A 24,904-nucleotide genomic window follows, 5' to 3' on the forward strand; every position below is an offset into this window, starting at 1 on the left:
AAGGAATAATCATGAAGACCTACTTTTCAAAGAAGTTCGGCTTGTTACTGGGCTGTGCCCTGCTGTTTGCAGGAGTTGCCCAAGCCGCAGAGAAACCCGTGATCCGTATCGGCGCCCGGGTGTTCACCGAGCAAACCCTGCTCGCGGAAATCACGTCCCAGTACCTGCGCACCAAGGGTTATGACACCCAGGTGACTGGTGGTCTGGGTAGTAACCTCGCCCGCAGCGCTCAGGAAAGCGGCCAACTGGACCTGATATGGGAATACACCGGCGTGTCGCTGGTGGCTTACAACCACATCACCGACAAACTCGACAGCGCTCAGTCCTACGCCAAGGTGAAAGAACTTGACGCGAAAAAAGGCCTGGTCTGGCTGACGCCGTCGAGGTTCAGCAACACCTACGCCCTGGCCCTGCCGGAAAAAACCGCGAAGGCTTATCCGCAGATCAACACCATCAGCGAGCTGAACACGGTGATGCAGGCTGAGGCGAAGACCAACCACCTCGTGGCTCTGGACACCGAGTTCGCCAACCGTTCCGACGGCATGGCCGGCATGGTCGACCTCTACGGCATGAACCTCACCCGTAAAAACACCCGCCAGATGGACGCCGGGCTGGTCTACACCGCCTTGCGTAATGGTCAGGTGTTTGCCGGTCTGGTCTACACCACAGACGGTCGTTTGAACGCCTTCAAGCTCAAACTGCTGGAGGACGACAAGCACTACTTCCCGGACTACACCGCGGCACCCGTGGTGCGTCAGGAGTACTTGAGCGCCCATCCGAAACTGGCGGAAGAAATCAAACCGCTGGCTGAGCTGTTCGATGACGCCACCATGCGTACGCTGAATGCGCGGGTCGATGTCGGCCACGAAAGCCCTTCATCCGTTGCCGCAGATTTCCTGCGCCAGCACCCACTCAACTGAGGAGGAAAAGACATGGAATTTTTGAACGCCTTTTCCCATCTCGACTGGGCGCAGGTCGCGCACCTGACCTGGCAGCACATCACCCTGGTCGGCATTGCGGTGACCTTGGCGATCCTCGTCGGCGTGCCGCTGGGCATCCTGATGACCCGGTTCCCGAGCCTCGCCGGTCCGTTGCAAGCCAGCGCCACGGTGCTGCTGACCGTGCCGTCGATTGCCCTGTTCGGCCTGCTGCTGCCGTTCTACTCGAAATTCGGCCAGGGCCTGGGCCCGATGCCAGCGATCACCGCCGTGTTCCTGTACTCGCTGCTGCCGATCATGCGTAACACCTACCTGGCGCTGACCGGCGTTGAGCCGGGCATCCGCGAAGCCGCCCGCGGCATCGGCATGACCTTCGGCCAGCGCCTGCGCATGGTCGAACTGCCGATCGCCGTGCCGGTAATCCTCGCCGGTGTGCGCACCGCCGTGGTCATGAACATTGGTGTCATGACCATCGCCGCGACCATCGGTGCCGGTGGCCTTGGTGTACTTATTCTCGCTTCAATCAGCCGCAGCGATATGTCGATGCTGATCGTCGGCGCCGTGCTGGTCAGTCTCCTGGCCATCTTCGCCGACCTGCTACTGCAATGGCTGCAACGCACGCTGACTCCAAAAGGACTCCTGAAATGATCGAACTTCAAAACCTCAGCAAGACCTTCCAAAGCAACGGCAAAGACGTAAAAGCCGTGGACTCGGTAAGCCTGACCGTCAATGAAGGCGAGATCTGTGTGTTCCTCGGGCCATCGGGTTGCGGCAAAAGCACCACGCTGAAAATGATCAACCGCCTGATCAAGCCGACCTCCGGCAAGATCCTGATCAATGGCGAAGACACCACCGACCTCGACGCCGTCACCCTGCGTCGCAACATTGGTTATGTGATCCAGCAGATCGGTCTGTTCCCGAACATGACCATCGAGGAAAACATCACCATCGTTCCGCGCCTGCTGGGCTGGGACAAACAGAAATGCCACGACCGCGCCCGCGAGTTGATGAGCATGATCAAGCTCGAGCCCAAGCAGTATCTGAATCGCTATCCGCGTGAACTGTCCGGTGGCCAGCAGCAGCGGATCGGCGTGATTCGCGCCCTGGCAGCAGATGCACCACTGCTGTTGATGGACGAACCGTTCGGCGCGGTCGACCCGATCAACCGCGAGATGATCCAGAACGAATTCTTCGAGATGCAACGTGCACTGAACAAGACCGTGACCATGGTCAGCCACGACATCGACGAGGCGATCAAGCTGGGTGACAAGATTGCGATTTTCCGTGCCGGCAAACTGTTGCAGATCGATCATCCGGACACGTTGCTGGCGCACCCGGCAGATGAATTTGTCAGTAATTTCGTCGGCCAGGACAGCACGCTCAAGCGTCTGTTGCTGGTAAAAGCCGAAGACGCCGCGGACAACGCCCCGTCCGTGAGCCCGGAAACGCCGGTGGCAGATGCGCTGGAGCTGATGGACGAGCATGACCGTCGTTATGTCGTCGTCACCGACGGTGAGAACAAGGCGCTCGGGTACGTACGACGTCGCGATCTGCACCGTCAGACCGGTACGTGCGCGCAGTACCTGCGCGAGTTCAACGCCACGGCGGCGTACGACGAACATCTGCGCATCCTGCTGTCGCGCATGTACGAGTTCAATCGCTCGTGGCTGCCGGTGATGGATGCCGATCGGGTGTTCCTGGGTGAAGTGACCCAGGAATCGATTGCCGAGTATCTGAGCTCCGGCAAGTCCCGTGGTGGCAAGACCAGTATTGTTTCGCCAGCTGAGACTGCGCTGGCCTGACGACCCTGTGGCGAGGGGATTTATCCCCGTTGGGCTGCGGAGCAGCCCTGAAACCGGCACCCACGGTGTACCTGATATACCGCACGCTAAGGTTTTACGACTGCTTCGCAGCCGGACGGGGATAAATCCCCTCGCCACAACAGCACCACCAATCCCTTCGAAAATCCCCATTCGGGGAACATCACACTGTCATGCAGGTCGGTTACATCAGTAGCTGTCAGGGACCGCACGACGGAAGCGTGCAAAAACGCGACATTTTTTGTTGATCTCAAGCCCCTCACGCCCTAAAGTTCGCGCCGAACGTCCATGCTGGAAACGATCCATCCGGCTCAAGTACTGACGACGAGACAGCAAGGCCAAGGGAAGCTGCACCTCCCGTGGCCTTTTTGCTTTCGGCGACATGCCTTGGGAAGTAGGCGAACCAAAGTGGGGATACGGAGGACGTTCAGGAGGGTGTGTCATCAATGAAATCACGAGTGCGCCGGAGCCTGCTTTTGTGCAGGGCAAGGCGCGAGGCCCGCGGTTTGGTTGTTCCAAATAAGGGACGAGCAACGCAGCCCTGCGCAAAAGCAGGCCCGGCCCTTCGGGTTGTGCCTGAGCGCGCGCCATGCTGCGTTGCAGGCCTTGCGAAGGGAATGACCATGAGCAGCGGCCTACGCCTTGCCTGGCCCGCGCTCAGGCGCAACGCACTCGCGATTTCATTGATGACACACCCTCGCACCCATTGATTAATCTAGTTTGCCAGTAGGAGTTCCCAGCATGTCGATCAACGTCGAAGACTATTACGCGCGCGATACCTTCAACAAATTGAAGGCGTTCGCCGACACGCAAGAAACCCCGTTCGTGGTGATCGACACCGCGATGATCAGCCAGGCCTATGACGACCTGCGCGCCGGTTTCGAATTCGCCAAAGTCTATTACGCGGTCAAGGCCAACCCGGCCGTCGAAATCATCGACCTGCTCAAAGAGAAAGGCTCGAGCTTCGACATCGCGTCGATCTATGAGCTGGACAAAGTGATGGACCGTGGCGTCAGCCCCGACCGTATCAGCTACGGCAACACCATCAAGAAATCCAAAGACATCCGCTACTTCTATGACAAGGGCGTGCGCCTGTTCTCCACCGACTCTGAAGCCGACCTGCGCAACATCGCCAAGGCCGCGCCGGGTTCAAAAGTCTACGTGCGCATCCTCACCGAAGGCTCGACCACGGCTGACTGGCCTTTGTCGCGCAAATTCGGCTGCCAGACCGACATGGCCATGGACCTGCTGATTCTCGCCCGCGACCTGGGCCTGGTGCCTTACGGCATCTCGTTCCACGTCGGCTCGCAACAGCGCGACATCAGCGTGTGGGACGCGGCGATCGCCAAGGTCAAAGTGATCTTCGAGCGACTGAAAGAAGAAGACGGTATCCACCTGAAGCTGATCAACATGGGCGGTGGCTTCCCGGCCAACTACATCACCCGCACCAACAGCCTGGAAACCTACGCCGAAGAAATCATCCGCTTCCTCAAGGAAGATTTCGGTGACGAACTGCCGGAAATCATTCTGGAGCCAGGCCGTTCGTTGATTGCCAACGCCGGTATTCTGGTCAGCGAAGTGGTGCTGGTTGCGCGCAAATCCCGTACCGCCGTCGAGCGCTGGGTGTACACGGATGTGGGCAAGTTCTCCGGCCTGATCGAAACCATGGACGAAGCCATCAAGTTCCCGATCTGGACCGAGAAGAAAGGCGAGATGGAAGAAGTGGTCATCGCCGGCCCGACCTGTGACAGCGCCGACATCATGTACGAGAACTACAAGTACGGCCTGCCGCTGAACCTGGCCATTGGCGACCGCCTCTATTGGCTCTCGACCGGTGCCTATACCACCAGCTACAGCGCTGTTGAATTCAACGGCTTCCCGCCACTGAAATCGTTCTACGTGTAAACGTCGGCGCAGCCATCAAAAAGCCCATGACATGTCATGGGCTTTTTTGTGTCTGCCATTCGCTCCGGAACGACCCGACACCTGTAGGAGCTGTCGAGTGCAACGAGGCTGCGATCTTTTGATCATGTGTTTAAAGGCAAGATCAAAAGATCGCAGCCTGCGGCAGCTCCTACGGGAGATTGCTTTCCTGTTCGAGCTCGGCGTGGCGCCGGGCGTACTTTGCTGCCAAGGCTCGAACTTGCGGATCGGTTGCGTTCATCAGCTCTTTACTCGCCACCCGCAGGAAATTCAGATTCCCGCCAGCCAGTGCCTGACGCAACCAGTCCAGCGCTTGCTCGATATTCCCCTCGGCCGCCAGCACGGCGGCATAACTGAACTGCCCGCGAAAATCCCCGCCGACGGCCGAGCGCCGATACCAGTTGCGCGCCGCCTGCGGATCCGCTGAACAGAACTGCCCTTCTTCCAGATAACGCCCGAGCAAATTCATCGATTTCGCATGACCGAGCTCGGCGGCGTGGCGGTAGAACCCCAAGGCTTGCACTTGATCCTCGACCACCCCGCGACCGGTCGCCAGGAGGTTGGCCAGGTTATACATCGCCCAATCCAGGCCCGCTTCAGCGGCGATTCGATAATGCCGCGCCGCCAATGATGCATCGGCGTTGCACCCCCAGCCGTGCTCATGACAACGACCGAGCATGTTGCGCGCCATCAGATGCCCACGCTGTGCGGCGATCTCGAACCAGCGCACGGCCAGCGGCGGGTCCTGCTCGATTCCTTGCCCGTCCAGGAGGATCTGACCGAGCAGCGCCTGAGCATCGACGATGTCTTCGCGGGCAGCGCTCAGAATCGCCTGAGCGGCGCGCGCCGGGCTTTCGTCGAGCATGGATTTGAGGCCGTCACCGTCGAGTACTTCTTCGCGGCGTAAACGGAAGTCCGCCACTTACACCTCGACCCAGCGACGCAACAGATTGTGATAAGTGCCGGTCAGGCGAATAAGCGACGGGTGGTCGGGCATGTCCTGGGTCAGCTGCTGGATCGCCCCGTCCATTTCGAACAGCAAGGCGCGCTGGCTGTCCTCACGCACCAGGCTTTGGGTCCAGAAGAATGAGGCGAAGCGTGTTCCGCGAGTGACGGCATTGACCTTGTGCAGGCTGGTGCCGGGGTACAGGACCATGTCGCCAGCGGGCAACTTCACTCGCTGGGTGCCGAAGGTGTCCTGGATCTCCAGCTCTCCGCCGTCATAGTCCTCAGGCTCGCTGAAAAACAGCGTCGCCGACAGATCGGTGCGCACCCGTTCAATGCTGTTTTTAGGCTGGCGCACGGCGTTGTCGATATGAAAATCGAAACTGCCACCCGCCGTGTAACAGTTCAGCAACGGCGGAAAGACCTTGTGCGGTAACGCGGCGGACATGAACAGCGGATTTTTCCACAACCGTTCCAGCATCGCCGCGCCGACTTCCTTGGCCAGGGGATGACCTTCGGGCAGTTGCAGATTGTGCTTGGCCTTCGCTGATTGAAAACCCGCCGTGATTTTGCCATCCGCCCAATCAGCCTGCTCCAGTGCCTCTCTGATGCGCTGCACTTCTTCTTTCGCGAACAAGCCGGAAATGTGCAGCAGCATGGGAAGACACCTGAAGACAAAGGGGCGGCAATGGTATTGATTCTTATTGCCTGTGTAAAACCCCCCAGACGAATGAAACACCAAAAACCGTAAGGGTAAATTGTAAAGAATGTAAATTCTTCGCGAATAGTAACGTTTCGCAATTGATACAAATACGCGTCTACCCTATATTCCGCGACCTCAAATCCTTGGGGAGGGGAATTCCGATGTCACGCCAACAACCACAATTACCTGTCAGTTCACCGCGTTTGCTCGCGTCTGCAATTGGCGTGGCAATCACCGCCGGCTCGGCTGGCCAAATGGTTTTCGCTGCTGAGAAGACCGACGCCAAAGCACCGGGCAACGCAATTTCCCTGGATGCTACCGCCATCACTGGCGAAGCGCAGGACGCTACCAGCTACAACGTCGAGAAAGCCTCCTCGCCCAAGTACACCGCGCCGCTGGTCGACACGCCGCGCTCGATTACCGTGATTCCGCAACAAGTCCTCAAGGACACTGGCGCCCTCAATATGCAGGATGCGCTGCGCACCGTTCCGGGCATCACCTTTGGTGCCGGTGAAGGGGGCAACCCACAAGGTGACCGTCCATTCATTCGCGGTTTCGATGCTCAGGGCGATACGTACCTGGACGGCGTGCGCGACACCGGTTCGCAAAGCCGCGAGATCTTCGCGGTCGAATCGATCGAAGTCAGCAAAGGCCCGAACTCGGCCATTGGCGGTCGCGGCGCGGCCGGCGGCAGCATCAACCTGGTGAGCAAGAAAGCACACCTGGGCGATTCGCTCGACGGCGGATTCACCTGGGGTTCGGACCAGACCCAGCGCTACACCTTCGACGGCAACTACCAGTTCACTGACACCGCTGCTGGCCGCCTGAACCTGATGAGCCACGAAAGCAACGTCGCTGGCCGTGACAGCGTCGACTACGACCGTTGGGGCATCGCGCCATCCGTGGCCTTCGGCCTGGGCACCGACACTCGCGTCAACCTTGATTACTACCATCTGGAAAGCAACGACACCCCGGACTCGGGTATTCCGTACAGCATTCCGGTGGCCGGTTCTGCCGCGCGCACCAAGTCCAATCCGAGCACGCCGGACGACGGCGGCGACAGCAGTAACTTCTACGGTCTCGACGGCCGCGACTTCCGCAAGGGTCGTACCGACACCGCAACCATCGCCATCGAGCACGACCTGAACGATGCACTGACCGTCAAGAACACCTTGCGCCACGGCAGCAGCATGCAGGATTACATCCTGACCCAGCCGGACGACTCCAAGGGCAACGTCAACAACGGCAGCGTGTGGCGGCGGGCCAACACCCGTGTCAGCAACACCGACACCACCACCAACCAGACAGATCTGTTTGGTGACGTTTACATTGCCGGGTTCAAGAACAGCTTCGCCACCGGGATCGAGTTGAGCCGCGAGGAAAGCAAGAAGTCCTCGTACACCGTCAACACCGACACCACGCCGGGCACCGCTGCTGCGACCACCAACTGCACCCCGGCATTGATCGGCGCGCCAAGTGGCTATAACTGCACCTCGCTGTCCAACCCGACCCCGAGCGATCCATGGAACGGTTCGATCGCACGTAACTACGCCGGCACCGATACCACAGGTAAAACCTACGCGCTTTACGTGTTCGACACCCTGACGTTGTCCGAACAGTGGCTGGTGAACATGGGCCTGCGCTACGACCATTTCGACACCGACTACAAGACCTACAACGCCGCTGGCACCACGACGTCCAAGGGCGATGACGTAAGCGAGTTCGTCACCGGTCAGTTCGGTGTAGTCTACAAACCAGCGGAAAACGGCAGCATCTATGCGTCCTACGCAACGTCCGCGACACCTCCTGGCGCCACGCTTGGCGAAGGCCAGGACGGAAACCCGCTGGGCGGCACCCCGGATCGCAACGGCAACTTGCTGAGCAGCGACATGGAGCCGGAAACCACCAAGAACTACGAAATCGGTACCAAGTGGGATCTGCTGAACGATCGCCTGTCCCTGACCGCCGATATCTTCCGCACCGAGAAAGACAACGCCCGCGTTCAAGTCGACACCACGTCGTATGAAAACGCCGGTAAAACCCGTGTTCAAGGCGTTGAATTGTCGGCCACCGGCAAGATCACCGAGAAATGGCAAGTCTTCGCCGGTTACGCCTACATGGACAGCGAGCAAATCGACGGTGGTGACCTGCCGGCCAACAAAGCCAACGATGGCAACGAACTGCCTAACACGCCGAAAAACAGCGCCAGCCTGTGGACGACCTATCAGGTCACGCCGAAGCTGACCATCGGTGGCGGCGCGTTCTACGTCGACGACGTATTCGGCAGCGTGGCCAACACCACGATGGTTGATGACTACGTGCGTTACGACGCCATGGTCGCCTACAAACTGACCAAAAACGTCGACCTGCAGCTGAACGTGCAAAACCTGACCGACGAAACCTACTACGACAAAGCGTTCTCGACCCACTTCGCCAACCAGGCGGCGGGCCGTACAGCGTTGCTGAGCACCAACTTCCACTTCTGATCATCAGTCGGTGGTCGAATGCATAACTGTGGCGAGGGAGCTTGCTCCCGCGGGGGTGGCGGAGCCGCCCCAATACCAGACAGTGCGGTCTATCAGTTAAACCGCATGACTGCTTAGCGGGAGCAAGCTCCCTCGCCACAAAAGCACTATTGATTTTCAAACGCCCCGTTCATCCAGATGAACGGGGCTTTTGTGCGTAATAAAGAAGGCTTCTCGATAACCCACGGCATAATGCACGCCGTGATTTTCATTTTCGAACGAACAAGGCGAGCGACGTGTTGAAGAAAACCCTGTTCCAGTTGCACTGGTTTTTCGGCATCAGCGCCGGGCTGGTCCTGGCCCTGATGGGCATTACCGGGGCGACGGTATCGTTTCAGGATGAAATCCTGAGCGCACTGAATCCGTCGGTGCTGCAGGTCGAAAAGCAGGTGGCCGGCGTGTTGCCGCCCGCCGAGTTGGTGGAGCACATCGAAGCCGCTTCCGGAAAAAAGGTCTCGATGCTCACCGTCGAGACGGACAGCGGTGCGGCGGCGAAGGTGTGGTTCACGCCGAAACCGGGTGAGCGTCGCGGCGAGATGCGCTACTTCAATCCGTACAACGCCGAGTTCATGGGCGATGCCTCCGGCCAGGACTTCTTTGGCCTGATGCTGCGACTGCACCGCTTCCTCGCCATGGGCGATACCGGCCGGCAGATCACCGGTGCCTGCACGCTGATTCTGGTGTTCTTCTGCCTGTCCGGACTTTACCTGCGCTGGCCCCGGCAGTGGCGAAGCTGGCGTGCCTGGCTGACCCTCGACTGGAAGAAAAAGGGCCGCAGCTTCAACTGGGATCTGCATTCGGTTGCCGGCACCTGGTGCCTGGTGTTCTACCTTTTGGCGGCTTTGACCGGGTTGTCCTGGTCTTACGAGTGGTACAACAAGGGCCTCACCCGATTGCTCTCCGACTCGCCGCAAAACGAACGCGTCCGTGGCGGTCGTGGTCCAGCCCCAAGCGGTCCGGCGCCGACAGCGGATTACGCGGCCATGTGGAGCAGCATCTACAGCGCTGCCGGTCCGAACCTGTCCGCCTACAACATTCGTATGCCGCCGGTGGCTGGCCAACCGGCGACCGTGTTCTACCTGCTTAACACCTCGCCCCACGACCGTGCCCTGAACCAGATCACCCTCGATCCGGCGACCGGCATCGTCAAGCGCCATGATCGCTACAGCGAAAAGAGCCTTAATGCGCAATTGCTGACCAGCATTTATGCCCTGCATGTCGGCAGCTATTTCGGCATTGTCGGACGCGTGATCCTGACAATTTCCGCACTCATGATGCCGCTGTTTTTTGTCACCGGCTGGTTGCTGTACCTCGATCGTCGTCGCAAGAAAAAGCAGATCAAAAATGCGCGCCAAGGCCTGACACAACCCGGTAGCGATACGCCGGCGTGGTTGATCGGTTTCGCCAGCCAAAGCGGATTTGCCGAGCAGTTGGCCTGGCAGACCGCCGGGCAATTGCAGGCTGCCGGTCTGCCCGTGAAGGTTCAGCCGCTGGCCACTGTCAGCGAGCAGGACTTACGGGATTCGGATAATGCACTGTTCGTCGTCAGCACCTTTGGCGACGGCGAAGCGCCTGACAGTGCACGGGGTTTCGAGCGCAAAGTGCTGGGTCGCGCGTCGAGCCTGGACAGCTTGAACTACGCCGTACTGGGTTTGGGTGATCGGCAGTATCAACACTTCTGTGGATTCGCCCGACGCTTGCACGGCTGGCTGGGTGAGCACGGCGGCAAGACGCTGTTTGCGCCCGTGGAAGTCGACAGCGGCGACCCTTACGCCTTGCGTCACTGGCAGCAACAGCTCGGCGTGGTGACCGGTCAGGCGCCCGTGGACACCTGGCAAGCGCCCAGCTATGACAACTGGACGCTGACCCGCCGGGAATTGATGAATCCGGACAGCACAGGTTCACCGGTTTACCTGTTGGGTATGACGCCCCCTGCTCCTAGCGGTTGGCTGGCCGGAGATCTGGTGGAAGTGATGCCACGTAATTGCCCGTGGGCGATCGAGCACTTCCTCGACGGCCTGGGGATCGACGGGCGTGCCACCGTGGAACTTGATGGGTTGTCGCAAACACTGGATCAGGCCCTTGCCAGCCGCCAACTGCCCGAGAACCGAACCCACCTGGTCGGCTTGCATGCCCAGGCGCTGGCGGATGCGTTGGTGCCTTTGGCCATGCGTGAATACTCCATCGCCTCGATCGCGGCCGATGGCGTGCTCGAGCTGATCGTGCGCCAGGAAGTCCATCCTGACGGCAGCCTCGGCGTCGGTTCCGGCTGGTTGACGGAGCACGCCCCTGTGGGCGGCGCTGTCAGCCTGCGGGTACGTCGCAACAGCGGTTTTCATCTGCCGGTCGAGCCGGCGCCGATGATTTTGTTGGGCAATGGCACCGGTCTGGCGGGTTTGCGCAGCCTGCTCAAGGCGCGGATTGCCGACGGCCAGCAACGGCAGTGGCTGATCTTTGGCGAGCGTAATCGCGAGCACGATTTCCTCTGTCGTGACGAGCTTCAGGAGTGGCTGATTTCGGGTGATCTTGAGCGCCTGGACCTGGCGTTCTCGCGGGATCAGGCGGAGAAGATTTATGTGCAGGATCGACTGCGCGAATCAGCGGAAGAATTGAAGAAGTGGCTGGCTGACGGTGCGGTGATTTACATCTGCGGGAGTTTGCAGGGCATGGCGTCGGGCGTGGATCACGTACTCAACGAAGTGTTGGGGATATCCGAGGTTGACCGGTTGATTGAGCAAGGCCGCTATCGCCGCGACGTTTACTGACCACGCCTGATCACCTGTGGGAGCAGAGCTTGCTCGCGATAGCTGACTTCCATCCAACTTGATTTTTGAATGTGAAGCCGCCATCGCGGGCAAGCCCGCTCCCACAGGATCGTGCAAGCTTTGATGTATCGGCTGTACCTGTGGGAGGCGGCTTGTTGGCGATGGCGGTTTAACATTCAACTTCTATGTTGGCTGCCACACCTTGATCGCCAGCTCAAGCCGACTCCTACAGGGGTCGGGTCAGGCGTTGACGGGCTCTACGGCCAGCTCAACCACTTCCGGCCGTTTGAGCAGTGCATACGTCACTGCCGTCAGCAGACTTCCCGCGACAATCGCCAACAGATACAGCAACGCGTGATTGATCGCATTCGGGATCGCCAGTACGAACAATCCACCGTGCGGCGCCATGAGTTTGCAGCCGAAGTACATCGACAGCGCGCCGGTCAACGCCCCACCGGCGATGCTGGCCGGGATCACCCGTAGCGGGTCCTTGGCGGCGAATGGAATCGCGCCCTCGGAAATGAAGCACAGCCCCAACACCAAGGCCGCCTTGCCCGCTTCGCGTTCGGTCTGGGCGAACTTGCGGCGGGCAATGAACGTGGCGATGCCCAGCCCTATCGGCGGCACCATGCCCGCCGCCATGGTCGCGGCCATCGGCGCATAACTTTGCGACGCCAGCAGTCCCACCGAAAATGCGTAAGCCGCCTTGTTGATCGGACCGCCAAGATCGACGCACATCATCCCGCCCAGGAGTACACCCAGCAGAATGGCATTGGTGGTGCCCATGCTGTCGAGGAAATGGGTAAGGCCTTCGAGCATCCCGGAGACCGGTTTGCCGACCACGTAAATCATCACCAGACCGGTGAACAGACTCGCCAGCAATGGAATGATCAGGATCGGTTTCAGGGCTTCGAGACTTTGCGGCAAGCGCGCATAACGATTGATCGCCTGAGCTGCATAACCGGCGATGAAACCGGCAATGATCCCGCCAATAAAACCCGCGCCCAAGGTGCTGGCGAGCATCCCGCCAATCATCCCCGGCGCCAGGCCCGGACGGTCGGCGATGGAGTAGGCAATGTAACCCGCCAGCAGCGGCACCATCAGCTTGAACGCGGTCTCGCCGCCGATCTGCATCAGGGCGGCCGCCAGGGTGCCTTCTTCCTTGAACGCGGTGATGCCGAACACGAACGACAACGCGATCATCAAACCGCCCGCCACCACCATCGGCAGCATGAACGATACGCCGGTCAACAGGTGCTTGTAGACACCGGTCTTCTCCTGTTTCGCAGGTCCCTTGGCGCCGCTCGCAGCACTTTCCTGCTGGCCTTCGGCCAAAGCTTTTTTCAGCGTCGCCTCGGCCTGCTTCAACGCGATCCCGGTGCCGCAACGGTAGATTTTCTTGCCGGCAAAACGCTCGGTGGCGACTTCAATATCGCAGGCCAACAGCACCACATCGGCGTCGGCAATGGCGGCAGCGCTCAACGGGTTGCGTGCGCCAACTGAGCCCTGGGTTTCCACCTGCAAATCGTAGCCCAAACGTTTGGCCGCTTGTTGCAGGGCCTCGGCGGCCATGAAGGTGTGTGCAACACCGGTCGGGCACGCGGTGATTGCGACTATTCGGGGAGCGTTTTGACTTGTGGCCACCGGCTCGACAACGGCGGCAGGGGCGACATAGACCTGCGCCTCTTCCGCTCCCTTGCGCAGCACGGCTTCAACGTCCTGCAGGGCCTGGGCCGGAGTGCTCTGGAATACACGCTTGCCGACGAATCGCGACATGTCCACGGGCGCGCTGGTCACCAGCAATATCCACTCGGCTGCCTCGATCGTGGCGGCCGACAATTGACGTTCCGGGTGCGCAGCATCATTGACTTCGACGCTGGTGCTCCAGCCTTGACGCTGCGCGGCGGCATCGAGCAAGCGCGCGCACAGCACACTGGTGACCATGCCATTCGGGCAGGCCGTAACAATGGCTAACTTCATGACAATCCCTCTTATTGTTCTGTCAGGGGGCGCACGCGCACACCCTGCTCAAGCCGCGCCAGTTGCGCGGCATCACCGATGCCGAAACCGATCTGTGTCACCGCCATGGCGGCGATTGCAGTGGCGGTTCGCAAGGTTTGCTCAGGCGTGTCGGCGCTGAGCAAACCGTGAAGCATGCCCGCCAGCAATGAATCACCCGCGCCCACCGTACTGACGACGCTGACCTTGGGCGGCGTGGCGTGCATCGCCGAGCCGACACTGAACCAGTTCACCCCGTCGGCGCCGTGGGAAATCACCACGTGCTCGATGCCCTGTGCATGCAGGCGGCTCGCCACTTCAGCTTGAGCCGCCACCGACACCACCTCGCAACCGAGCACGTCGGCCAGTTCTTCGGTGTTGGGTTTGATCAGCCAAGGGCTGGCCTTGAGCGCTTCGCGCAAAGCTTCGCCACTGGTGTCGAGGGCAACGTTCAGCCCGAGATTTTTCAACCGCTCGATCAACGCCTGCAACCACGCAGGGCTGATGCCTTTGGGCAAGCTGCCGGCAACGACGACCGCATCATGACCGGGCGCAATCTGATCGAGTCGATCAAGCAACGCCTGCTGCGCCGCTGCGCTCACCAGTGGTCCGGGGCCGTTGATGTCGGTGATGCGCCCGTCGGCTTCCGCCAGTTTGAGGTTGCTGCGCGTTTCGCCGGGCACCCGGATAAAGGCGTCGACGAAACCGCGTTTGGCGAACAGCGTTTCAAAAGCCTGGAGATTGTCTTCACCGAGAAAACCGCAGACGGTGAGCTGATGCCCGAGGTCCGCCAGTACTTGCGCCACGTTCACGCCCTTGCCTGCGGCGTGGGTGTGCATCGCGTCACTGCGGTTGACTTGACCGGGTTCCATACGCGACATCTGAACGGTGAGGTCCAACGCCGGATTAAGTGTCAGGGTCAGGATCCGGGCCATTACAGCGCCTCCACTAATGCGCGCACTTCATTCGCGCTGCCCACGATCAGGGCCTGTTGAGCGAGGGTTTGCACCTGAGTCAGGTCGAGTTCGCGAATGCGCGCCTTGACCTCGGCGATGCTGCGGCCAGAAACGCTCAGCTCATCGACGCCGAGGCCGACCAGTACAGGCACTGCCAGCGGATCGGCCGCCAACTCACCGCAAACCCCCACCCATTTGCCATGGGCATGGGCCGCGCGCACGGTGATATCGATCAGTTGCAGCACGGCCGGATGCAAGCCGTCAGCCTGTGCCGACAAGGTCGGATGACCACGGTCGATGGCCAGGGTGTACTGGGTCAGGTCGTTGGTGCCGACACTGAAGAAGTCGACCTCTTTGGCCAACACCGGCGCCAGTAATGCCGCCGACGGCACTTCAATCATGATCCCCAGTTGCAGGTCCGCGACCGGAATGTCCAGCCGCAGGCGCTCGGTCATGTCTCGGGCCTGGCGCCACTCATCAACGCTGCCGACCATGGGAAACATGATGCGCAACGGACGGTTATCGGCAGCGCGCAACAAGGCGCGCAATTGCGCTTCCATGACCTTGGGACGTTGCAGGGTCAGGCGAATGCCGCGCACACCGAGGAACGGATTTTCTTCCTTGGCAATCGGCCAATACGGCAAGGGTTTGTCGCCGCCAACGTCGAGGGTGCGTACCACCAATGGCCGCCCCGCCAACCCGTCGAGCACGCGGCGGTATTCAGCTTCCTGGGTCGCCTCGTCCGGCGCTTGCGGATGGGCCATGAAAATCAATTCGGTGCGCAGCAGGCCGATGCCTTCGGCGCCCTGCTCCACCGCACTGGTCACCCCCGCGCTTTCACCGATGTTGGCGAACACTTCGACCGCGTGACCGTCGGTAGTGAGTGCCGGCTGATGCCGCTGCTCGGCGGCCATCTTCAGGCGTTCTTCGCGGGTGTCGCGTTCTTCCGTCGCGCGCTGCAACGTGGCGCTGTCGGCGTCGACATGCAATCGACCACGCTGGCCATCAAGCAGCAGCGGCGTGCCCGGTGCCAGCAATAACACGGCGGCGCCAGCACCGACCAGCGCCGGGATGCCAAGGGCACGGGCGACGATCGCGCTGTGAGCCGTCGCGCCACCACGCGCGGTGAGAATGCCGGCGACACGCACGGGATCGAGACGCGCCACATCGGAGGGGCCGACCTCATCCATCACCAGGATGTACGGTTCCTGCGGCTCGCTCGGGGTTTCGACCCCACAGAGTTGCGCCAGCACGCGACGACCGATGTCACGCAAGTCGGCCGCGCGTTCGGCGAGCAAGGCGTCCTGCAGCGACTCCTGTTGTCTGGCCGCCGCTTCGATCACGCCCATCCACGCCGCTTCGGCGCTTTCGCCTTGCTTGAGGCGCGTGTCGACTTCATCGGTCAATTCCGGGTCGTCGAGCATTTCCTGGTGGGTGATGAAGATCTCGCGGATGGCCTTGGACTGACTGCGTTCGATCAGGCCTTCAATGTCGCGACGCACTTGCTGCAACGCTTGCTGGAGACGTTCGCGCTCGATGGCGGCGGATTCTCCGCGCAACGGGTAATCGATGGTTTGCAGCACCTGGATATGCGCCGGGCCGATGGCAATCCCCGGTGCGGCGGCGATGGCCTGGATGACGCTGCCGGAGACTGGTGCGAGCAGCACTTCGGCGAAGTCGGTCAACACGGTGCTCTGCTGGCTCACGGCTGGCAACGGTTCGACTTCTTCACCCAGGCCCTCTTCGATGGCGGCCAGCAAGGCCGGCAAGGCGTCTGCCGCAATGATGGGCTCGGCGATGAACTCCAGCACCTGGCCACGACGCGCACCGAGGCTCAGCAACTTGCTCAGGCTCTTCACAGAGACGGCGCTGTCGTGACCATCGACGATGCGTACACGAATCTCGCCCTCAAAGCTTTTCGCCAACTGAGCCAGGATTTTCGCCGGACGGGCATGCAATCCATGGGCGTTGGCCAAGGCGATACGCGCGCTTGGCCAATCGGCCGGCAGCTCGCCGCCAAGGACTTCAAGCACGGCGCGACTGCTGGTAGCGCGACCCAATTCATGGCCGCGACCTTCAATCAACAGCGCGCAAAGTCGTTCGAGCAGAGCCTGGTGCGCTTCTCCGAGGCTGGCCAGGCAGAACAGTCCGCTCAGCGGTTGCCCGAGGTAGCGTATCGGCTTGTCTGGCGTGACGAAGGCCAGGCCTGGACGCTTCACCGTTTGTTCACTGTGCAACCACCACAGGCCATCACCGAGGGGCAGCGCTTCTACCTGCTGCAACACCGCGGCAAAGCCGTTGCTCACGCAATCAGCCTGGCGCAACAAACGTGCGCCACGCCAAACCAGCTCTTCGAAATCATCGGCAGACACGCCAAGGCCGATCATCTGCGCGTCCAGTGCCAGTTCCTGCGGTGCGCCTTGCAGCAGTTTCAACAAGGCTTCGGCGGAGCTGGCACGACGCAGGGCCTGGCCCAGATCGGTTTCGCCGAGGGCTCGAGTCAGCAGTTGCAGCAGACGCAGGTGTTCATCGGACTTGGCGGCAATACCAATCGCCAGGTAGACAATTTGACCGTCGCCCCAGTCCACCCCATCAGGAAATTGCATCAGCCGCACGCCGGTGGAAAACACCTGATCGCGGGTTTGCGGCGTTCCGTGGGGGATGGCAATACCTTGACCGAGAAAGGTCGAGCCCTGGGCTTCACGTGCTTGCAAGCCGGCGAGGTAACCCTCGGCGACCAGGCCATCGGCAACCAGGTGCCGGGCCAGCAAGTCCAACGCTGCAGGCTTATCCACGGCTGATTGGCCCATGGAAATCTGCTCTATGGTGAGCTCGAGCATGCTTTCTCCTTTTGGCACCCTTTGGGAGGCCAGGTATTGTTTTTGAGGATTCAGCTTAGGCGCTTGTTCATCTTATTTGGCAGTTTCGCGGCAGAACTGGCAAAGGCACCTAAAACGTAGAAAATACGCCTGCTGAAACGTTTAATCTATAATGATCGGCACGTTACTCGATAATGTCTCATCCTTGAAGCGCAACTTGTCGGTTACGTTGCGACAATGGTCGTCTGCCGGAATCGGGTAGGATTGACGAAAATGTCGGGGCACGCTCGAACAAACAAGGAAATCCCGAGTTGAAACTCAGTGATATCGCACAGTTGGCTGGTGTCTCCGTGACCACCGCCAGTTATGTCATCAATGGCAAGGCTGAACAGCAGCGGATCAGCAGCGCCACGGTCGAGCGCGTCCGCGCGGTCGTCGAACTGCATGGCTTTACGCCCAACCCACAGGCTGCCGGACTGCGAAGCCGGCACACCCGCACGCTGGGTTTCATTCTGCCGGACCTGGAAAACCCCAGTTACGCGCGGATTGCCAAGCTGCTGGAACAAGGCGCTCGTGCTCGCGGCTACCAGCTGCTGATCGCCAGCTCGGACGACGCGCCTGACAGCGAACGGCAACTGCTGCAACTGTTTCGAGCGAGGCGTTGCGACGCGTTGATCGTTGCCAGTTGCCTGCCGACCAGCGACGACAGCTATCGCCAATTACAGGCCAAAGGCATTCCGATCATCGCGATCGACCGGGTCATGGAACCCGAGCATTTCTGTTCGGTAATCAGTGACGACCGGGAAGCCAGTCTGCAACTGACCCGCAGTCTACTGGACCCTGTGCCCAAACAGATCGCCCTGATTGGCGCTCGCCCCGAACTGAGTATCAGCCAGGAGCGCGCCGCCGGGTTCAAAGAGGCCTTGGCCGGGTTCAAAGGCGAGGTGCTGATCGAACACGGCGAATCCTTCAGCCGCGAATGTGGCAAGCAGTTGATGGACGAAATGCTTCAGCGCCTGGGGCATTTGCCGGACGCTCTGGTCACGACGTCCTACGTGTTGTTGCAGGGCGTATTCGATGCCTTGCACGACTTCCCGCTGAAATCCCGGCCGCTGCGCCTTGGCACCTTTGGTGACACGCAGTTGCTGGACTTCTTGCCGTTACCGGTCAATGCCATGGCCCAGCAGCATCAACTGATTGCCGACAAGGCGCTGGAGCTGGCCTTGGCCGCGATTGAACAGTCGGACTACCAGCCCGGCGTGCAAGCCATCGCGCGGACATTCAAGCAGCGTATTCGCCAGGACTGAACCGTGGAGCTGATCGACACCCACACGCACCTGGATTTTCCCGACTTCGACGCCGATCGCACGGCGTTGCTGGCCGAGAGTCGTGCGCTCGGTGTTCAGCGGATGGTGGTGCTGGGGGTTTATCAGGGGAATTGGCAACGGGTCTGGGACCTGGTGCAAAGCGATCCTGACTTGCACGCGGCGTTCGGCTTGCATCCGGTGTACCTGGATCAACATCAGCCAGAGGATTTGCCTGAACTCGGTGACTGGCTGACACGGTTAGCCGGTCATCGGCAGCTGTGCGCGGTGGGTGAGATCGGTCTGGATTACTTCATCAAGACCCTGGACCGCGAACGCCAGCAAGCGCTGTTCGATGCGCAACTGCAACTGGCGGTGGACTTTGACTTGCCGGCGCTGATCCACGTGCGTCGCAGCCATGCGGCAGTGATTGCTACGCTCAAACGGTTTCGCTTGAAACGCGCGGGAATTATCCATGCGTTTGCGGGAAGCAAGGAGGAGGCTCGCGAGTACATCAAGCTGGGTTTCAAACTCGGCCTGGGTGGCGCTGCAACATGGCCGCAGGCGCTGCGCATGCACCGCGTACTTGCTGAACTGCCACTGGACGCCGTGGTGCTGGAAACCGACTCACCGGACATGGCGCCCGCGATGTTCGCCGGTCAACGCAACAGTCCGGCGCATTTGCCGGACATTTGCGCCGCATTGGCGCAAATTATGGGGATCAGCCCCGAGCAGTTGGCAGCGGTCAGCAGTGCCAATGCGCGTGAAGTGTTCCGCTGGTGACCAACGTAGCGCCTTGTAGGCGCTGCGGTGTTTTCAGACCCGGAACGCACTGATCAGCTGTTTCAACTCCACCACCTGAGCCGACAATGCACGGCTGGCATCTTCGGTCTGGTGGGCCCCTTCGGCAGTACGCTCACCTGCCCGATTGATCTCGACGATGTTCTGGTCGATGTCGTGGGCCACGGCAGTTTGTTGCTCCACGGCGGCGGCGATTTGCTGGTTCTGATCGACGATCATGCCCACAGCGCCAAGAATATTTTCCAACGCTTGCTGGACCTTCTCCGACTGCCCGACAGTGCCGCTGGCCATCTGATGACTGGTGCCCATGGCTTTCACCGCTGCGCCTACGCCGCTGTGCAGCCTGGTGATCATCTGCTCGATTTCTTCGGTCGATTGCTGCGTGCGCTTGGCCAGTGTCCTGACCTCATCGGCCACCACCGCGAATCCACGGCCCTGCTCACCCGCCCGCGCAGCTTCAATTGCCGCGTTGAGTGCCAGCAGGTTGGTCTGCTCGGCGATGCTTTTGATCACTTCCAGCACACGACTGATGGATTGGCTGTCGCTGGCCAGTTGATTGATCACCAGGACAGATTGATCAATTTCGCCGGCAAGGGCTGCGATGCTGCCCTGCTGTGACTGCACAAGTCCGCGGCCGTTGAGGGTTTCATCGTTGACGCTGTGCGCGCTGCTAACCGCGGCGGCGGCACTGCGCGCTACCTCCAGAGAGGTGGCGGACATCTGGTTCATGGCCGTGGCGACCTGCTCGATCTGCGAGCGCTGTCCCGCCACTGCCTGGTTACTTTGGGCAGAAACGTTTTCGACCTGACCGGCCTGGCGCTCGACCTCGCTGACGGTTTGTCCGACGCGCTCGATCAGGTCATGGATTTTCTTCACGGTCCCGTTGAACACTTCGCCCAACTCGCCGAGTTCGTCGCGACTGTTGGCACTGAACGTCACTGTCATGTCGCCCGCCGCGACTTTGTCCATCACGGCGCCAAGGCGCTTGAGGGTGGTGCGGGTCGAGGCGTAGAAACCGCCGTATAGGTAAAAGATCAACACGAACACCACCGACAGCGCCACGGCCTGAAGGATCATATGCGTGCGATTCTGCTCCAGTCGTTGCTGTAACTGGGTGCCGAGAAATTTCAGCGTGGCTTCGTTGAGTTGGTAGGTTTGGTCCATCAGGCCAGTGACGGTGTCGTAAAAACCTTGCCACGGCGCATCAAGCGTATCGGCCATCACCACCTGTTCTTCGAACAGTTCACTGGCTTTTTTAAGCGAGGCGTTGCTGGTGTCGGCCAGAGCCGTCAGCGAGTCCTTGGCCGCTTTGCTCGAGCCCAGTGTGTCCTGCAATTTCAGGCCGTACTCAGCCTGGAGCTTTTCGATCTGCACCAGCAATTCATCAAATCGGGTGCTCGATGCCGAGTTGAGAAAACCCTGCCCCAGGGAAAAAGAGCCCATCGCCCGGCCTTCACCCAACAGTTGGGTGACCGGTGGGGTGACAGTGGTGATGAGTTCAGTCAGTTGGCGCATGTCGCTTTGAGTGTCGCGACTCAGGCCCGCCTGACTGGCAATGATCTGGCTGAAAATTTGTGCGCTGCCGAGTAACTTGCCAATCATCCCGCTTTTGCTTTGCAGGGAGCTTTCCGCTTGCTGGGCTTTGAATGCCGCAATCATCTCATCGCGCTTGGCATCGAATACCGCGATCTGCTCGGGGTCCGTGGACATTGCGGCCAGACCTTGCAGACGAGCCAGTACGCTTTGTTCCAGCGCGCTGATTTTCGATTCGACATTGCCGGCTTTGCCTGACTGACCCAGGGTGACGTTGATCTGCACCAGGTTGTTCAGAGTCTCGAGATCGCGACGAAGTGCCAGGCTGTTGCCGAGTAAGTCGATGCTTTGCAGTTCGATTCGGGTGCCCTGAAATTCGCGATAGGAATCTCGCACCAGATAGAAGTTGGTCACCAGCATCGGTATGAGGAACAGCACGCTGATCAGGCTGAACTTCATGCCGAAGCTCAGGCGGTTCATTAGCGCAACGGCGGGATAGAGCAAGCTCTTCACTGTGAAGTCTCCCTTGGATTTCTTATTTTTATTGGCAGGCGCACAGAGAAAGCAGATAGCCACTATTGGGCGCTATCTCTGTATAGCTTAAATCGGCAGGAGGTTTTGTAACTTAAGGTTAACGGAGGAGGGATTCGTGTAGCAGCGGGTGAAGCCGTCATTGGATTTGGCAACCTGCGACGGCTTCGCCGCCGAACGCAGGCTTCGCCAGCTGCTACAAGGTGGTTGTGTTCAGGGAAGGACAGTCCACAAGGCGAACCCGGCGTACCAAAGCAACGCTGCGCGCAGCAGCAGTTCCCAAATGCGGTCCAGGCTGTTGATACCGTCGGGCCCGACCACCGGTGCCGGTATTTCACCGGCCACCAGCCCGACCTTCTCGATCAATTGGGCAGCGCTGATGTTCCAGTTGAGCAGTTCATGCAGCATCACCCGACTGACCGCGACAAAGTTGCCCACCAGCGCAAAACTCGCCGCCAGCAGGCGCACCGGTATCCAGTCGAACGCATGCCGCAATTGCGCAGCACGTTCGGTGACCGCCGGGTTTTTCCCGTGTTCTTCGGCTAACGCTAACAGGCGATAGCTGAGTGCCGCGACCGGCCCCAGCAGGAAATACCAGAAAATTACAGCGAAAAAGCTTTGGTAAGCCTCCCACAGCAAGTGACCTTCGACGCGCTCCAGCAGTTGTTCGCCGTTGTCGGCACAAATGCCCAGATCGCGGTTCGCAACGTGTGCTGCCGCCTGCAGATCTTCCCGACGCCAGGCATCGCGAAACGGGCCAAGACCGGCCAGCAAATCGCCACGACCCAGGCTGTAGATCACTACCAGCAAATGCACTGGCAACGCCAAAAGACCGTAGGCCACCGGCTCAAGCACGATCAACAGCAACCCCAGCACCGCGACCGGCAGTAACACGAGCACGATCAAGATCAGCCATGGGTGGCTGGCAAAGCGTGGGCTTGCTTCAAGCTTGTTCAGTTCGCTTACCCAACCACTGTCGCGCTGAACACGATGACGAAGGGCCGAGAATTTCTCGATCCAGACCGCCAACAGCAACACCAGAAAACTCATTGTTGTTCCTCTTTTGCCAAGGCCGCGCGATAGCGAGCCCAGTCGAACGCTGGACCCGGATCGGTTTTACGTCCGGGTGCGATGTCACTATGACCGCAGATACGCTGTGCCGTGATGGCCGTGAAGGCGCTTTGCAACTGTCGGGTCAGGGCCGTCAATGCAGTGTATTGAGCATCGGTGAACGGCAGATCATCCGTACCTTCCAGCTCAATGCCCACGGAAAAATCGTTACAGGTTTCCCGGCCTTCGAAAACCGAGACACCCGCATGCCAGGCGCGCTCAAGACAAGAGACAAACTGGGTGACCTTGCCGTCACGTTCGATCAGGAAATGCGCGGACACGCGCAGATCAGCTATCCCTTCAAAGTAGGGATGCTCTGTGACGTCCAGGCGATTCTGGAAAAACGCCTGCACCTTACCGGTGGCGAACTGCGCGGGCGGCAGGCTGATGTTGTGGATCACCAGCAGGGAAATTTCGCCCGTGGGGCGCGCATTGAAGTTAGGCGAAGGGCAGACCTGCACGCCCTGACACCAACCACTTGCGGGATCCAAGTGCATACCGGTTCCTTGAGCATCGACTGTATTGGCGCCCAGTATGCCGCGATAGACCCTCGCGACGCGATCACTTGCCACAATTGATGTCACTGGAGAATCGACCAAATACACCTTTCATCACCCAGGAAAGGCCTCTGATGCCTTGGGTTGCCGCGTGCCATGCCCCTATAATCGGATCACTTTGTTTGTGGAGTCCGTTATGCCGAATCTACGTCTCGCCGATTTGACTGCCGAAATCGAAGCCAACGTGCGCCGTGCGTTGCTCGAAGACATCGGCAGCGGCGACATCACCGCACAATTGATCCCGGCTGAACGCCTGGCCAAAGCGACCATCATCACCCGTGATGCTGCCGTTATCGCGGGCACCGCATGGGTCGATGCTGTATTCCGGCAATTGGACCCTCGAGTGGCCGTTCATTGGCAAGTGCGCGATGGCGAACGGGTGAAACCCAATCAGGCGCTGTTCCACCTCGAAGGGCCGGCACGCTCGCTTCTCACTGGCGAGCGCTGCGCACTGAACTTCCTGCAGCTGCTTTCAGGGGTGGCCACTCGCGCGCAGTACCTGGCGGATTACGTTGCCGAGACCCAGGTCAAATTGCTCGACACCCGCAAAACCCTTCCCGGGCTGCGTCTGGCGCAAAAATATGCCGTGACCTGTGGCGGTTGCCACAATCATCGCATCGGCCTGTATGACGCGTTCCTGATCAAGGAAAACCATATTGCGGCTTGTGGTGGGATCCCAGAGGCCATCAACGCCGCGCACAAGATTGCTCCAGGCAAACCGGTTGAGATCGAGGTGGAAAGTCTTGAGGAGTTGAAGCAAGCCCTGGCAGCAGGTGCGGACATCATCATGCTTGATGAGCTGAGCCTGGATGACATGCGCGAAGCGGTACGCCTGAACGACGGCAAGGCGAAACTGGAAGCCAGTGGTGGCATCAACGAAAGTACGCTGCTGCCGATCGCTGAAACGGGCGTGGATTACATTTCGATCGGTGCGATGACCAAGGATGTAAAGGCCGTTGATCTGTCGATGCGCCTTAGTCTTTAAGAAGCTGCAAGCCTAAAGCAGCAAGCCACAAGCCATAAGCAATCTCGCTTCAACTTGTGGCTTGCGGCCGCATGCATGAGACGGCGATCACACCACTAGATTATTCATCTCGCAGTACTCTTCCCACTCGACGCCCAGCACTTCGGCCGCCTCCTTGTGCAAAACCAGGCGCGCCTCCTCAAACTCTGCAGGTGTTGAGGTGTACTTGAGCGTCAGCTCCCAAGGCTGCAATCCCTGGGATTCAGCCTCGTCCTCGAATGCCCATTGGATCTGGTCTTTCTGATCGTCGGAGGGCAAGTCCTTGATCTCTTCGGCCAGCTGGGGGGAATCCAGCAAATACTTTTTCAGCGCTTCTTGGTGTCTGGCTTCTTGGGTCAATTCTTTAACGGTCATGGCGTTCTCTTTGATCTGGGGAATGGAAGATGGATCTGGATCATCAAGGATCTCTCTGACGCAAAAAGCCGTTTGAAACCCGGCTTGTCTGGCCTTCAGAACCATTCGGGATCATCTGAAAACAACGTGTCGCTGGTGCCCGAGACAGGAATCGAACCTGCGACCTTCGCGTTACGAGTGCGCTGCTCTACCGGCTGAGCTACACGGGCGGTGGGCTAAACCTAGCACTGACTTTGGGGTCAGGCAACTGACGGCGCTACAAAGATCTTTTGACCTTTTTCTACAGGGCAAAAAAAAC

Annotated in this window: 18 protein-coding genes, 1 tRNA gene and 1 pseudogene; 9 read left to right on the plus strand and 11 right to left on the minus strand. The window is 59.8% G+C overall.

The window, feature by feature from the left end; genetic code table 11:
* Positions 1-11: 11 nt before the first annotated feature.
* The 4 genes from AC3ZVB_RS11830 (at position 12) to AC3ZVB_RS11845 (ending at position 4,663) form a co-directional block, all read left to right on the plus strand.
* A complete protein-coding gene (locus AC3ZVB_RS11830; protein WP_490146607.1) occupies positions 12-920 on the plus strand; it encodes a glycine betaine ABC transporter substrate-binding protein in 909 nt (302 codons plus the stop codon).
* A gap of 12 nt (positions 921-932) precedes the next feature.
* The gene (locus AC3ZVB_RS11835) at positions 933-1,586 is read left to right on the plus strand and encodes an ABC transporter permease (protein WP_162440778.1); all 654 of its coding nucleotides are present in this window, start codon (positions 933-935) and stop codon (positions 1,584-1,586) included.
* A complete protein-coding gene (locus tag AC3ZVB_RS11840) occupies positions 1,583-2,740 on the plus strand; it encodes an osmoprotectant ABC transporter ATP-binding protein OsmV (RefSeq protein WP_490146608.1) in 1,158 nt (385 codons plus the stop codon). The genes AC3ZVB_RS11835 and AC3ZVB_RS11840 overlap by 4 nt, the downstream gene beginning before the upstream one ends.
* Before the next feature lie 759 nt (positions 2,741-3,499).
* Complete coding sequence (locus AC3ZVB_RS11845; protein ID WP_162440776.1) at positions 3,500-4,663, plus strand: type III PLP-dependent enzyme; 1,164 nt, start codon at positions 3,500-3,502, stop codon at positions 4,661-4,663.
* 169 nt (positions 4,664-4,832) lie between these two features.
* On the opposite strand, the gene AC3ZVB_RS11850 is transcribed toward AC3ZVB_RS11845, so the two are convergent.
* Both AC3ZVB_RS11850 and AC3ZVB_RS11855 read right to left on the minus strand, forming a co-directional pair.
* Positions 4,833-5,546 carry a tetratricopeptide repeat protein gene (locus tag AC3ZVB_RS11850; protein WP_490146654.1) on the minus strand — a complete coding sequence of 238 codons (714 nt, stop codon included), beginning with the start codon at positions 5,544-5,546 and terminating at the stop codon, positions 4,833-4,835.
* Positions 5,547-5,603: 57 nt separating this feature from the next.
* Positions 5,604-6,284, minus strand: coding sequence for a Fe2+-dependent dioxygenase (locus AC3ZVB_RS11855; protein WP_490146609.1), 681 nt, complete (start codon positions 6,282-6,284; stop codon positions 5,604-5,606).
* A gap of 206 nt (positions 6,285-6,490) precedes the next feature.
* Between AC3ZVB_RS11855 and AC3ZVB_RS11860 the strand changes: the two genes are divergently transcribed.
* Together AC3ZVB_RS11860 and AC3ZVB_RS11865 are read left to right on the plus strand one after the other, a co-directional pair.
* Positions 6,491-8,815 carry a TonB-dependent receptor gene (locus tag AC3ZVB_RS11860; RefSeq protein ID WP_162440774.1) on the plus strand — a complete coding sequence of 775 codons (2,325 nt, stop codon included), beginning with the start codon at positions 6,491-6,493 and terminating at the stop codon, positions 8,813-8,815.
* Positions 8,816-9,090: 275 nt separating this feature from the next.
* On the plus strand, positions 9,091-11,619 hold the full coding sequence (locus AC3ZVB_RS11865; RefSeq protein WP_490146610.1) for a PepSY domain-containing protein: 2,529 nt from the start codon (positions 9,091-9,093) through the stop codon (positions 11,617-11,619).
* Positions 11,620-11,859: 240 nt separating this feature from the next.
* On the opposite strand, the gene AC3ZVB_RS11870 is transcribed toward AC3ZVB_RS11865, so the two are convergent.
* From AC3ZVB_RS11870 to ptsP, 3 genes are read right to left on the minus strand one after another with little or no spacing between them, the layout of a single operon-like run.
* Positions 11,860-13,599, minus strand: coding sequence for a PTS fructose-like transporter subunit IIB (locus tag AC3ZVB_RS11870; RefSeq protein ID WP_490146611.1), 1,740 nt, complete (start codon positions 13,597-13,599; stop codon positions 11,860-11,862).
* Positions 13,600-13,610: 11 nt separating this feature from the next.
* The gene (gene pfkB, locus AC3ZVB_RS11875; RefSeq protein WP_490146612.1) at positions 13,611-14,552 is read right to left on the minus strand and encodes a 1-phosphofructokinase; all 942 of its coding nucleotides are present in this window, start codon (positions 14,550-14,552) and stop codon (positions 13,611-13,613) included.
* Entirely contained in the window at positions 14,552-17,413 is a 2,862-nt protein-coding gene (gene ptsP / locus AC3ZVB_RS11880; protein WP_490146613.1) for a phosphoenolpyruvate--protein phosphotransferase, read from the minus strand. Before ptsP ends, pfkB begins: the two co-directional genes overlap by 1 nt.
* A gap of 290 nt (positions 17,414-17,703) precedes the next feature.
* Between ptsP and cra the strand changes: the two genes are divergently transcribed.
* The gene (gene cra / locus AC3ZVB_RS11885) at positions 17,704-18,699 is read left to right on the plus strand and encodes a catabolite repressor/activator (RefSeq protein ID WP_490146614.1); all 996 of its coding nucleotides are present in this window, start codon (positions 17,704-17,706) and stop codon (positions 18,697-18,699) included.
* A gap of 3 nt (positions 18,700-18,702) precedes the next feature.
* Positions 18,703-19,479 carry a TatD family hydrolase gene (locus tag AC3ZVB_RS11890; RefSeq protein ID WP_490146615.1) on the plus strand — a complete coding sequence of 259 codons (777 nt, stop codon included), beginning with the start codon at positions 18,703-18,705 and terminating at the stop codon, positions 19,477-19,479.
* A 33-nt stretch (positions 19,480-19,512) separates the two neighbouring features.
* On the opposite strand, the gene AC3ZVB_RS11895 is transcribed toward AC3ZVB_RS11890, so the two are convergent.
* The 4 genes and pseudogenes from AC3ZVB_RS11895 to ampD form a co-directional block, all read right to left on the minus strand.
* A complete protein-coding gene (locus tag AC3ZVB_RS11895) occupies positions 19,513-20,442 on the minus strand; it encodes a methyl-accepting chemotaxis protein (protein WP_442966285.1) in 930 nt (309 codons plus the stop codon).
* A pseudogene (locus AC3ZVB_RS11900) lies at positions 20,419-21,510 on the minus strand (methyl-accepting chemotaxis protein); the annotation flags it as partial. The gene AC3ZVB_RS11895 and the pseudogene AC3ZVB_RS11900, both read right to left, overlap by 24 nt.
* Before the next feature lie 264 nt (positions 21,511-21,774).
* A complete protein-coding gene (gene ampE / locus AC3ZVB_RS11905) occupies positions 21,775-22,611 on the minus strand; it encodes a regulatory signaling modulator protein AmpE (protein ID WP_194691433.1) in 837 nt (278 codons plus the stop codon).
* Entirely contained in the window at positions 22,608-23,168 is a 561-nt protein-coding gene (gene ampD, locus AC3ZVB_RS11910) for a 1,6-anhydro-N-acetylmuramyl-L-alanine amidase AmpD (RefSeq protein WP_162437912.1), read from the minus strand. Before ampD ends, ampE begins: the two co-directional genes overlap by 4 nt.
* 196 nt (positions 23,169-23,364) lie before the next feature.
* Between ampD and nadC the strand changes: the two genes are divergently transcribed.
* The gene (gene nadC / locus AC3ZVB_RS11915; protein ID WP_162437911.1) at positions 23,365-24,213 is read left to right on the plus strand and encodes a carboxylating nicotinate-nucleotide diphosphorylase; all 849 of its coding nucleotides are present in this window, start codon (positions 23,365-23,367) and stop codon (positions 24,211-24,213) included.
* 87 nt (positions 24,214-24,300) lie between these two features.
* Here nadC and AC3ZVB_RS11920 read toward each other — a convergent pair whose 3' ends face one another.
* Together AC3ZVB_RS11920 and AC3ZVB_RS11925 are read right to left on the minus strand one after the other, a co-directional pair.
* Entirely contained in the window at positions 24,301-24,606 is a 306-nt protein-coding gene (locus AC3ZVB_RS11920) for a DUF6388 family protein (protein ID WP_490146655.1), read from the minus strand.
* A gap of 133 nt (positions 24,607-24,739) precedes the next feature.
* Positions 24,740-24,815: transfer RNA gene (locus tag AC3ZVB_RS11925), tRNA-Thr, on the minus strand.
* Between the last annotated feature and the right edge of the window lie 89 nt (positions 24,816-24,904).

It is taken from the genome of Pseudomonas sp. MDV22-iso1 (genome assembly GCF_058145095.1).